Here is an 11,753-nt window from a genome sequence, read left to right on the forward strand (position 1 = left end):
AGAACATATCATGCAGTACACCTCAGGACACAGCGAAGCCATTATTGCCGAGAATAAAGAGGCTATAAATTATTTCATGAATCATGTGGATGCAGCAGCACTTTATGCTAATGCGTCAACCGCATTCACTGATGGCGGGCAATTTGGCATGGGGGCAGAAATTGGCATCAGTACCCAGAAATTACATGCTCGTGGCCCCATGGGATTGCAGGCTTTAACCAGTTACAAGTGGTTAGTATTTGGTGATGGGCAGGTAAGACCCTAAACTGCCATTAAGTTAAGAAAAGTACGTCATCCTGAGCCTAGCGAAGTTGCTCTCCTGAATCCTGGGAGATCAATCCTTCGTCGCTAGTTCCTCAGGATGACGGCCAAATCCTTAACTTAATGGCTGTGGGTAAGGCCCAATTCGCTTAAGTTCTATCAGGTTCTTGGTTTTTCGAACGTTTCGTTCAATCGAATCGTCAATTGACTGGTGTGAGGAGAAAACTATAGTATAGAGTTAAATGAAGTAAATGATTATAAGGAATTATATTTTGAAATGTAGCATGAATAACTTCATTTACGGGCTAGTATGTAGTCTCCTTTGTTCTGGCATTGCTTTTGGTTCTTCTCCTTTTTTAAATCCTGTATGTCCCTCGGTGAGCGAGATTCTGCAAGCAGAACGTATTGATAATAAATATATAATTGATCGCATAGGGCCAATGATACCAAGTGGCGCTTCTATTAATTTATCAGACGAATGGATTAGGAGTGAGATTTCTGCTGCTGGGAGTGCGCTAATTTGTCGTTATACTAACCGTAAATCACTGGTTCTTATCTCTTCAGGTACTTGGAAGCCTGTAATTTTACGCCTGCCGAATACTCTAAATTGGATAGAGAGCAGCTTATCCATATCATGTGTCGTAGATAGGCAAATATGTCTTTTCAATAGATAAGGTCAGGTTAACTCTGCAAATAAGCAAGGTTGAACTAATCTGTTTAAACCCACATCAGGCATTGCTAATGTGGGCTGCATCTGTATTTTCAACCAAAGGTATAACTCAATCCGGCTGTCAATGCATTATATTGATAGACTGCGGGAGTTCTGTCTGGTCCAGGGTTAAAATATCGGTTAGTCCCTGTAACATTGGCATCTACTCCGCCAATATAGGTATACATTAAATCAATACCAATGTTGTTATTAAATGTATAGCCTAATCCCACCCCTGCTTCGGGTTTTATACGCCAAATGGCCGCATCAGTAGACATACCGCCAACAACGCCACCTAGATTAAAGCTCGAATTTTGTTTGGTTTGTGAGCGAACGTACGCGGGTCCCACTTTGCCTATAAGATTTAAGCTTTGCCAGATATATATTTTACCCGTCAATAAAAAATCAATAGCTTGTTGATTCACTTTGATATCACTACCGATAAATTCATCTGAGATAGTATTTCTTGCGCGGGTATGATATTTCGATTGCCCTAAATATTTGTAACCTACCTCAAATCCCATTGCAAGACGGTCTAAGACAGCAAAATCACGGCCTACATAACCACCACCAATTAGAGAACCAATATCATGGTTTTGAGTTTGAATTTCCGTAGACGAAGGGATAGTCGGCACTACGGGAAGGAGTAAATCTTCTTCCTGAGAAGCTAAATAACCATAACCAATATTTCCCCCAATAATCCAACCATCATGTATAACGGATTTTTGTATGTTTCCCATGGTTCCTGCATAACTTGCAATAGACATCAAGGCTGCAGTGGCGGTTAATAGTTTTTTTTCATTAATAATCCCTTTTAAACGGTTAATATAATGCAATATATCATCGTAACTTCTTAATAATCTGAGGAATTTTTCCTATTTTGGATGACAGCGGCTCACTCGCGGTAATTCGGGACAGTAATTTTGCCACAACTTATTGAGGTGTTAAGAATAATCGAGGAACATAGTATCTAATCAATTAAAATTAATCTAGCGGGGATTTATTTTAGTGATCTCTATATCGCTTAATTAAAAATCTGATTTGTTATCATTGGCTCATTAGTCATATCAGCAAATACTATTGAGACACATTGGCTCAAACTGCTTGCCAAACCACTGGAAAATGTACCTTTTAATAAACTGGGATCGTTGTCACAGGCTTTTATGATAAGTTGATGGATTTCTTCTGAAGACTTAGCGTTTTTAATATCATTTATTAAGTGTAAAGTCATACTTACTTTATGAGCGGTTAATTGTTGATCTCTAAATATCATGGTCATAAAAGAAGGATTAAACGTCCCTTCATAAATGGAGCCTCTCGAGTTAATGTATCGCTCAAGTTCTTTAATACAACTCTCTTTCACACTCTCCAGGGTAGGTGATCGTTCTGCACTTAATAATTCTTTGGCTTTGGAAATTTCACCATAATTCATAGCCTGCTCAATGAAATCTTGAGCGACATTTAATTGTTGCATTTTTTTAGCCATTAATTGATTCGAATTTTGTTCATCAAATGCTTTTGCTAATTGACTTATCGTGTCGGTATTATTTTTTAAAAAACTGACATCAGATATATCGGGACGATGTTCTTTTATAAATAACAAGGCTTTTACTGTTTTGATTGCCTGAGGATTACCAAATTGTTCGCTTTGAAAAAAATTATTATACAGGCCTTTATATTTTGCCCATGCCTCTGCACTGATGATGCTGTGCGCATCCATTTTTGGAGCTAATTTGGGTTGAGCATCTTCTAATTGTAATGCCATGCCTATATCGATACAGACAACACTGCCTTGGGGTGTTCTTAGAAAATTGTTAGGGGCGGTCGCATCAACGATTATTCGTCCTGAGCTATTATAAATATCAAGCAATCCCAGGCTTATTTCATTATCTGAGGCTTGAACTCCTTCAACGTACGGGCAAACCCAGCCAATACCGTGTTCTGACTCAATAACAGTTGCTGGTGGTTGCATATGAGGATTGATCATATTCCATAAACGTACAGAACGTTCTGGGGTATCGGTATCTGCCTTGTTTTTCTGAATCTTAAGTACCCGTTTCCTGTCAGCACTTCTGTATACATCATTATAATTGCCTGCTCCTAGCAGTATCCATTCTTCCTGATTGTCTGCTTCTGATGCCATAAACAATCTCCGCTATTTTTTTATATTATAGATTATATAAAAGTCATCTGGCTTGGGGCTCTTCGTAATTGCTATACTTGATTTATTGAAGAATGATAAACTCGATAAATGCTCAGTCACTGGAGATAGTTTTGAATATTGTCGTAGTGGGGGGTGGTGCAGGAGGATTGGAGCTGGTTGTTTCTCTGGCGCGTGCTTATCGTCGCAACAATTCTGTTCGAATAACCTTGATAGATCATTCCTTGACTCACGTCTGGAAGCCTTTATACCATGAAGTAGCTGGAGGTAGCCTCAATAATATTTACGATAAAATGAGCTATCTCACCATTGCGAAAAAAAATCATTTCCATTTTGAATTAGGTGATCTAAAAACAATTGATCGGGTAAATAAAACACTGCTCATTCATAATCCCGATGCAATTGACAGCCCGGAGGAACTTACTGTTCCTTATGATGTATTAATTCTCGCTTTTGGCAGTGTCACTAATAACTTTAATACCCCCGGAAGTACTGAATTCTGTTTTTATCTGGATTTTGAGAAACAGGCACAGAAAATTCATCGGGTATTGTTCCAACAGTTGATTCGAAATCACTATGAGCACAATACAAAACCTATTCAAATTGCTATTGTCGGCGGAGGTGCCACCGGTGTTGAACTTGCGGCGGAATTGCGTACTTCTTTATCTCAGCTCAGCGCATTAATTTCAGGGAAATTCGATCCCAAAGATATTGCCAGGATTCATATTATTGAAGCCGCTTCCAGGATTTTATCCCCCTTACCGGAAAATATTTCTCAGGTCACGCAAAAACAATTAATCGATATGGGCATTGATATTTTAACGGACACTCGTATCACCGAGGTGAAAAAAGACGGCGTGTTAACTCATGATAATCAATTAATCCCTGCTGATATGATTATTTGGGTGGCTGGCATTAAAGGACAGGAACAAGCAAAAAATATGGCTGATTTTGAGTTTAACAAGGCAGGACAAATTAAAGTAAAACCGACTTTGCAAACTACTGTTGATGACTCAATTTTTGCTATGGGTGATTGTGCCTGTTGTATTCTCTCTGATGGCAAACAAGTTCCTGCGCGCGCCCAGGCCGCGCATCAGCAAGCGACCTTGTTAGCACAGTCGATTAAGGCTTTTTTAAAGAATAAGCCATTGCAGGATTATCATTATGTGGATCGCGGTTCTTTAGTTTCATTAAGCAAAAATGGCACCACAGGCTCTCTGATTTTTGATAATGAAAAAAGTGTGTTTATCACTGGTTTTTTCGCAAGAATGGTGTACCTGTCATTGTATAAATCTCATCAGATTAAAATCATTGGCTACTGGAAAGTGGGGGTGATGACTGTAGCCAATTTTCTAATGCGGCGGGTACGTTCGGCGTTAAAACTGCATTAAGATCGGTGTGTTATTTTGGGGTCGGAAGTTTTTGATACAGTCCTACTAATTCTGCACTACCAATCACGTGGCCTGTCATTGCATTGAACACCTCATCTTTGCTGGCACCGTCTTCAAGGCTTAGGGTTGTATCGAGAGCATAGAGAGTAAATACATAGCGATGTACTGCTCCGATAGGTGGGCAAGGACCTCTGTATTCTACGGTTTCCCAACTGTTTTTTCCTATTCCAGAGCCTTCTGGAAGGTCGCTGTTGGCTTTTAGATTTTTGATACTGGGCGGTATATTAAAGAGGAGCCAATGAGCCCATTGACCATCAGCCGCATCAGGATCAAGAACAACCACAGCCAGAGACTGGGTCTTGGCTGGAACGTCTTTCCAGCTTAAAGGCGGAGAGATATCTTTACCGCTACAGGAGTAATAATCAGGAATTAGAGTGTTGGTTTTAAAGGCAGGGCTTTCAAGGATGAAAGAGGCTGTTGTCTCATTAAAGCTGAATAATCCAAGAAATAAAAAACCAAATAGTGACGACTTATTCATTTTAGCTTTACCTCAATTTTAGTTTTTCACTAAATCTAATATAAATTATAGAATTTATTTGTCTCAATAATAGCCAGAATAGAGTCCTGGCGCGTAATCCGGAAAGCCCCGCAAAGCGGATACCGATTAAAATGTATCATGCGCTTCCCTGAGTTCTCGGTGCTGTCTCCGGGCTATTTTTGTTGCGTCGAGAGCACTTTTAATCCATAGCCTGTCGGCTATGGGCATTGTCATTAAGCTAAGAAAAGTACATCATCCTGAGCATAGCGAAGGATCTCCTGAATCCAGGGAGATCCTTCGTCGCTAGCTCCTCAGGATGACGGCCAAATCCTTAATGGCAGTGTCGGCTATGGGGCAGGACTTGCTAACGATTGCTCTAGGTTCTATCACTTTCGCTTGGACTCAATCCGGGACTGAAGGATACTCCAGAAGAGACGACAATCTGGTCTTTATTCTCTAGTTCACTGGCACCAAAAAATGAAAGCGCAGTGGAGGGGGCTGTAAGAGCCAGAGCAGATTGAGTTTCGATGATTTGTTGTTTTTCTAGATTTTGGGCTTTAATGAAGAGCCCAATCTGTTTTCTTAGATAATTTCTTCTCTCCAGTTTTATTTTTTCTTCTGGACTAGGTAAGTACTGAGGATTAGCTGCTTTAATTGAGTCTGTGTTTCTTAGTTCTTGTAAATAATCCAGTCCCATTCCGATAATGAAGGATGCATGGGATAACTCAAATCCGATATAATCCGCATCAATTCCTTCTGGTCGTTCTTGACCTTTGTTCACCAGTACCATCAGTTTTACCGAATCAGGGTATTGAGTTAAAAATAAATTTTTAATTGCTTTTAAGGTTTTGCCAGTATCGCACACGTCATCAAGGACGATTACAGGCCTGCCGAACAATGTAACTTTAGGTAAGGCGCCCATGTCTAATTCACCTGAAACCAATGTATCACGATAGCTGCTTACCGACATCGTGGTGTAATTATAATCGTATTGACGTCGATTTAATGCGTGTCTTAGTAAATCGGCAAATGGAGTAGCTCCATCCATTAATCCCACTAAAACAGGATTGTTATCAGGGTAGTGCTCAACTATCTTATCGGCCAGAAGTTCAACCTGGATTTGAATATTTGCTGCAGTTAAAGGAACGCCTTGTAAATCCGTTGCTTCTGGTGAATGTTTCCAGACCCGTTTGGCAATGGCTAATGCTAATTTATCTAATTCTTTTAATTCCGCCAGCATTTCTTCAATCATTGTTACACTCCGAACAATTAATTTGGATAATAAGGCGCGCATTCTCGTTGAGAACATCAAAAATGACAACTGTTTTTTTTATTGCTGTGATGCGTTTTATAAACACTTATAGTGCGTCGGGGGGCTGATGCCTGCTTTTTTAAAGCAATGGAGCCAATGCTGGCCACACATTATTCATAATCAGTGTTTGTGCTTTTTCATTCGGATGCAATCTATCGTCTTGCATATAGAGTGGATTTCCCGCAACCCCATCAAGAAACATAGGCACCAGAGTCGCGTTATAAGTTTTAGCTACATCCTGAAATATTTGGTTGAATTGCCTGGTGTATGCTGGGCCATAATTCGGGGGAAGATAAGTCGATAGCATTAACACCTTACTGCCAACGGCGTTGCTTTTTTTCAACATGCTTTCAAGATTACTTTTTATTTGGTTGGGGGATAATCCACGTAGTCCATCATTTGCGCCCAACTCAATGATGATAATGGCCGGTTCATACTTCTTCAGGGCGTTATCCAGTTTTGCCAGGCCATTACTGGTGGTATCGCCGCTGGTGCTGATGTTTATTATTTTAAATTCACTTTTTGCAAGCTTGGTAGCTAACAGGTTAACCCAGCCTTTTTTCGGGTCAATACCATAGCCAGCACTTAAACTATCACCAATAACCACGATATTTTTTGCATGCAGCGGTGCTATTATTAACGAATAAGTAAATAAAATGCAGTACAGGAGTTTCATGGCTATCCAGAGTGGGGTAATTAAACTTCAAAATGTCGCTTACAGTGTTAAAAGCGCTGATCAGATTTTATCAATAGTGACAAACATCAATTTGGAAATCAAGGCTGGTGTTACCATAGCTATCACAGGTCCATCCGGCTCAGGGAAAACGTCATTGCTTCATTTAATGGCGGGCTTGGAACTACCTACTTCAGGTCATATTTATTATGACGATAAGGACATTACTTTATTGAATGAAGATCAACGTGCTCAATTACGCTCGCGACGAATTGGTTTTATTTTTCAATCCTTTCAATTATTACCTAACCTTACTGCTCTTGAGAATGTGATGTTGCCTCTGGAAATTATTGATTTGAAATATCCCTTGGAAATTGCCAGGAATTGGTTAGATAAAGTCGGGCTGTATCCGCGTGCTCATCATTATCCATCGCAGTTATCCGGCGGCGAGCAACAACGTGTTGCCATCGCCAGAGCATTTGCTATTTCTCCGTTGGTGCTCTTTGCTGATGAGCCTACTGGAAATCTGGATAAACAGACAGGAGCAACAATAACGGACTTACTGTTCTCTCTCAATGAAGATCATCAAACGACTTTGGTTATTGTAACCCATGATGAATCGCTTGCCATGCGCTGTCAGTTGCACTGGCCATTGGTTGATGGGACTCTGGTATGTTAAGTCTCCCTTTGTTTGTTAAATCCATCATCAGAGAATGGCGCAGCGGAGAGCTGACTTTGCTCTTCATTGTCTTGGTTATTGCTGTCACGTGCGTCAGTGCGATGAATCATTTTACTAACAGTGTCCAAGCACAACTCGAACAAGGTGCGGTCAACATGCTGGGTGCAGATGCTGTATTAACCAGCACAACACCTATTGATTCGAATTGGAAACAAAAAGCGGATGAACTCGGTATTACTACGACAACGACCCTTTCATTCTTAAGTATGGTTGAAGGGCAGGAGCAATTACAGTTGTCGCAAATTAAGGCCGTCTCTTCACCATACCCTTTGCGTGGAGAAGTGATGATTGCTCATCAACTCAATGATGCACAAGGAGCATCCCAAACCTCAGTTCCTGAGCAAGGTACGGTGTGGCTGAATCCCAGGTTAGTTCCACTATTATCTACGAATGTTGGCAAAACCATCACGATTGGCGCGGGAGAGTTCAAAGTGAATGGGGTGATAAGGGATGAGCCGGGTCAAATGGGGGATTGGTTCTCTCTTTCTCCTCGTATCATTATGAATATAAATGATGTGGAAAAAACAAAAATAATTCAACCAGGCAGTGTTCTGACCTATGCTTTGTTAATGAAGGGAACCAAGGAGAAACTCAATGAAATGCACCATTTTTTGGTCAATAAATTGACCAGGCAACAGCAATGGCTAGACAGCAAAAATAATAATATCTCTGTAACCAATACGATTAATCGTACTTTGAATTATTTGAACTTCGGTACTTTGATGAGCTTGGTTTTGGCGGGTGTGGCGATCAGTATGGCCTCTCTTCGTTATTGCCAGCGCCATTTGAAGCAGGTGGCTTTGCTTCGTAGTTTTGGCGCCACTCAAGCCCAAATTATTCGCTCGTATATGAGCAGCATTGCTCTTTTGGGAATAGTGGCCTGTCTTCTAGGTGCGTTTATTGGATATGCTCTTCAGCCTTTACTTGTTATTTGGCTGGAAGGGCTTTTACCACAGGTAAAACCACAATTTGATTTTGGTCCTTTTATTTTAAGTATTACTTCAGGGATGCTGCTTTTGTTTTGTTTTTCGGTTGGTAATATCTGGCAGCTAAAAAAAATCAGCGCGATGAGTCTGTTTCGTCAGCAACATTTGATTTGGAAAAACAGCACTTATATTACTTATGGATTGGCTTTATTGCTTTTGGGAATTCTGGCTTATTATTACACGCAATCAATTGTACTGACGCTTACCGTTTTGGGTGGCTGTCTGATCTTCGTAGGTGTGGCACTTGCAGGATTGTGGTTGTTGTTTGCTTCCTTCTTTACAACAACAGTTCGTATTCCGTTGAACTGGCGTTTTGGTTTTAATAACATTGCGCGAAACTTTGAGGACAGTGCCATGCAGGTTATAGGTATTGGCCTTGCGTTAGCGTGTATACTGAGTTTAATGTTGCTTAAGAATCACCTGATTAGTGATTGGCAAAATAAATTACCCCCTCAGAGTGCCAATTATTTTATTTTTAACGTGGAGCCATCCCAGGTTTCTTCTTTAAATAACCTTTTGGAGCACAATGCGATTAAAGTACAGCGCTTTTATCCTGTTTTGCGTGGACGACTTACTGCGATTAATCATGAATCGGTAACTAAAATATTTGGTAATGAAGTAAAAAATATTAATGCCTTGCAAAGAGAGCTTAATTTATCCTGGTCAGAACAGCTCCCTGATGACAATTTAGTGGCCCAAGGAGCATGGATGGTTTCAGATCCAGATAAGCCTTGGGTTTCAGTCGAACAGGGAGTCGCTGGACGTTTAAAATTAAAATTAGGTGATGTATTGAGTTTCACCATTGCTGACCGAGTTGTTGATGTTCAGGTTTCGAGTATTCGTCAGGTAGACTGGGGGTCGTTTAAGCCCAATTTTTTTATGCTATTGAAGCCTGGTCTATTGGATGATCTTCCTCAAACCATGATTACCAGCTTCTATTTGTCTCCTGAAAAGCAAAATCTGTTGCTTGAGATTACCAGAACCTATCCCAATGTATCTCTGATTGATATTGCCAGTACCATTAGCAAGGTACAATCCATTCTTTCCAGTGCTGCGAATGCAATCACATTCATTTCTTTCTTTGCATTATTAGCGGGTTTGATTATTGTGATGCTTGCCATTTTGTCTCTCAGCGGTACTAAACAACAAGAAACGCAAGTTTTAAAAATTCTGGGAATGAGACGAATCACCTTATTATGGATTCGTAGCAGCGAGGCTTTTTTAATTGGCCTATACTCAGGATTTCTTGCTATCTTAAGCGCGGTATTAATCAATGTATATCTGGCTTCATCAATCCTGGAAAGTCATTTTACAATTCCTTGGCTTTTATTGGTAATTGTTCCTTTCAGTACGGCATTTCTGGTAGTTGTCATCAATGTTATTATTCAGGGAAATCAATATCAGGGAAGGGCACGGCAACTCGCGGTGAATTCTTAGCTAATTGTATGCTCCTTTCAGGAATCGTGGCAGATATCAATAAATTCTAATTTGTTTTTGCTTCAAGTTTTTTTAGTTTCTTAATGAACGATGTCTTTGATGCTCGTTTCCTCGAATATTTTGTATTTACTTTGATCTTATCGTCTTTTTGTTTGACAAATTATTCTGGTAGACTATTATTAATATGATGTAATGCAATATAAGGACTACCATGCAGACTCAATATTTTAAAAATCTTAATGCTAACCCTTTAATTAAACCATTAAATGAATTAATGGAATTAAATATTAAGACTATTCAAAAGCTTACTTTATCTGCTACTCCAGTTGAATTATTAAATATGAGTAAACCAGAAGAACTTTTGCATAAAAATATGAATGCCTTTATTAAAAATTCTCATACGGTTTTAGATTATGTCCAAGAGGTTTTTTATATTTTTGAACATAATTTACTTGATAATACTAATCGTGCTTTGGAACAGACAAAGGCAGTGGTGAACCCCATGACCCATGCAGCTTCTACTGCAGCGGCTGATATAACAAAAACAAGCAAGGCGGCTATACGTAGTGGTGCTGTGCATGGTGGCGTTTCCAGCTTAAATAAGGCAAAAAAAACTTCTAATACTAAATCTAAATCAACTGTTGTTAAGAAAAGCACTGCTTCCCATGATACACCTAAAACTCATGCAGCCAAACCGACAGATGTTCAGACTGTTAACAAGTCCGGAGCTATGAAAAGCGGGGTGAAAAAAACTGGGTCTACTTTAAGAGATGACACTAAAAGCACAATGAAGGCACCATCCGATCTGAAAAACGCCAGTTCACATATAAGTAAACCAGTGATCCAGCTGGGAACTGATCAAAAGAACTAAACTTTGGAACAGGTTTTTATTCCGCTTTAAAGGTTAACAGCTGCTTTTCGCCACGTGTTAACCTTTTCCTATCTATAACACGTAATACCAGAACCTGCTTTAATATTATTTATGACCGTGCATATGACCAGGATTATGGACATGGATGTGAGGAGCATGGTCATGAGAGTGCAGATTGGTTGGTTTTTGCATTGGGAAAAAATGATTAGGATTATATTGAGGTATACCCATTGGAGCTGTTTGTGTTACAACTGCTCCTGGATGTCCTGAATGGGAGTGGTGAACTACCTTAGTAACTGTTGTCGGTTGATTGTAATGAGATGGCGGTTGACGGTGTCTTTTTTCTTGCATGTTCTTATATCCTTATCAAGAGAGATAAACTCGATTAGTTGTTGCCCGGATTAATCTAGGCTTCCGATGTTCCAACTTCTTACTTAAAATTTTTTGAAACATATTCTGCTCATTGTCAGTATAAACTGGATATACACTAAAAATCTAATTAACGTCAGTTATGGATCAGCAGGGGATCCAGTTACTCCATTTTTTTTATTTTTATCTGGTTTATGTAGTTTAAGAGCGTTCTCTGCTAAACCACCTGCAAGATGAACAAAAAAAATCACAGGACTACGGTGTCTTGGGTGTTCAATATGACAAATAGATTTGAGTTGGTCGATA

General features: G+C 39.7%; 10 protein-coding genes and 1 pseudogene. 5 read left to right on the top strand and 6 right to left on the bottom strand.

What is annotated here, in order from left to right:
- Positions 1-265, top strand: a pseudogene (locus Q0495_RS08930) (gamma-glutamyl-phosphate reductase); the annotation flags it as partial.
- Positions 266-1,023: 758 nt separating this feature from the next.
- Here the strand turns inward: Q0495_RS08930 and Q0495_RS08935 are convergent.
- Both Q0495_RS08935 and Q0495_RS08940 read right to left on the bottom strand, forming a co-directional pair.
- On the bottom strand, positions 1,024-1,806 hold the full coding sequence (locus tag Q0495_RS08935) for an outer membrane beta-barrel protein (RefSeq protein WP_298625139.1): 783 nt from the start codon (positions 1,804-1,806) through the stop codon (positions 1,024-1,026).
- A 188-nt stretch (positions 1,807-1,994) separates the two neighbouring features.
- Positions 1,995-3,113, bottom strand: coding sequence for a hypothetical protein (locus Q0495_RS08940; RefSeq protein ID WP_298625141.1), 1,119 nt, complete (start codon positions 3,111-3,113; stop codon positions 1,995-1,997).
- 131 nt (positions 3,114-3,244) lie between these two features.
- Between Q0495_RS08940 and Q0495_RS08945 the strand changes: the two genes are divergently transcribed.
- The gene (locus tag Q0495_RS08945) at positions 3,245-4,522 is read left to right on the top strand and encodes an NAD(P)/FAD-dependent oxidoreductase (RefSeq protein WP_298625143.1); all 1,278 of its coding nucleotides are present in this window, start codon (positions 3,245-3,247) and stop codon (positions 4,520-4,522) included.
- A 10-nt stretch (positions 4,523-4,532) separates the two neighbouring features.
- Here Q0495_RS08945 and Q0495_RS08950 read toward each other — a convergent pair whose 3' ends face one another.
- The 3 genes from Q0495_RS08950 to Q0495_RS08960 form a co-directional block, all read right to left on the bottom strand.
- Positions 4,533-5,060 (bottom strand): YbhB/YbcL family Raf kinase inhibitor-like protein, encoded by a 528-nt coding sequence (locus Q0495_RS08950; protein WP_298625145.1) that lies wholly within the window; start codon positions 5,058-5,060, stop codon positions 4,533-4,535.
- A gap of 376 nt (positions 5,061-5,436) precedes the next feature.
- Positions 5,437-6,312: a phosphoribosyltransferase gene (locus tag Q0495_RS08955; protein ID WP_298625146.1), complete on the bottom strand. Its 876-nt coding sequence runs from the start codon at positions 6,310-6,312 to the stop codon at positions 5,437-5,439.
- 139 nt (positions 6,313-6,451) lie between these two features.
- On the bottom strand, positions 6,452-7,048 hold the full coding sequence (locus Q0495_RS08960) for an arylesterase (protein ID WP_298625148.1): 597 nt from the start codon (positions 7,046-7,048) through the stop codon (positions 6,452-6,454).
- Between the two features lie 4 nt (positions 7,049-7,052).
- Between Q0495_RS08960 and Q0495_RS08965 the strand changes: the two genes are divergently transcribed.
- The 3 genes from Q0495_RS08965 (at position 7,053) to Q0495_RS08975 (ending at position 11,078) form a co-directional block, all read left to right on the top strand.
- Complete coding sequence (locus tag Q0495_RS08965) at positions 7,053-7,724, top strand: ABC transporter ATP-binding protein (protein WP_367274403.1); 672 nt, start codon at positions 7,053-7,055, stop codon at positions 7,722-7,724.
- Complete coding sequence (locus tag Q0495_RS08970) at positions 7,718-10,207, top strand: FtsX-like permease family protein (RefSeq protein ID WP_298625151.1); 2,490 nt, start codon at positions 7,718-7,720, stop codon at positions 10,205-10,207. Before Q0495_RS08965 ends, Q0495_RS08970 begins: the two co-directional genes overlap by 7 nt.
- Positions 10,208-10,418: 211 nt before the next feature.
- Complete coding sequence (locus tag Q0495_RS08975) at positions 10,419-11,078, top strand: hypothetical protein (RefSeq protein ID WP_298625153.1); 660 nt, start codon at positions 10,419-10,421, stop codon at positions 11,076-11,078.
- 105 nt (positions 11,079-11,183) lie between these two features.
- Here the strand turns inward: Q0495_RS08975 and Q0495_RS08980 are convergent, their stop codons facing one another.
- A complete protein-coding gene (locus Q0495_RS08980) occupies positions 11,184-11,429 on the bottom strand; it encodes a hypothetical protein (RefSeq protein ID WP_298625154.1) in 246 nt (81 codons plus the stop codon).
- Between the last annotated feature and the right edge of the window lie 324 nt (positions 11,430-11,753).

The sequence above is a fragment of the uncultured Legionella sp. genome (assembly GCF_937871865.1).
Classification (GTDB): domain Bacteria; phylum Pseudomonadota; class Gammaproteobacteria; order Legionellales; family Legionellaceae; genus Legionella.

Bases quoted from the DNA above. Each gene is read 5' to 3' on its own strand.
- Q0495_RS08940 (WP_298625141.1), bottom strand. From the start codon at position 3,113: ATGGCATCAGAAGCAGACAATCAGGAAGAATGGATACTGCTAGGAGCA.
- Q0495_RS08950 (WP_298625145.1), bottom strand. From the start codon at position 5,060: ATGAATAAGTCGTCACTATTTGGTTTTTTATTTCTTGGATTATTCAGC.
- Q0495_RS08955 (WP_298625146.1), bottom strand. From the start codon at position 6,312: ATGATTGAAGAAATGCTGGCGGAATTAAAAGAATTAGATAAATTAGCA.
- Q0495_RS08960 (WP_298625148.1), bottom strand. From the start codon at position 7,048: ATGAAACTCCTGTACTGCATTTTATTTACTTATTCGTTAATAATAGCA.
- Q0495_RS08970 (WP_298625151.1), top strand. From the start codon at position 7,718: ATGTTAAGTCTCCCTTTGTTTGTTAAATCCATCATCAGAGAATGGCGC.
- Q0495_RS08975 (WP_298625153.1), top strand. From the start codon at position 10,419: ATGCAGACTCAATATTTTAAAAATCTTAATGCTAACCCTTTAATTAAA.
- Q0495_RS08980 (WP_298625154.1), bottom strand. From the start codon at position 11,429: ATGCAAGAAAAAAGACACCGTCAACCGCCATCTCATTACAATCAACCG.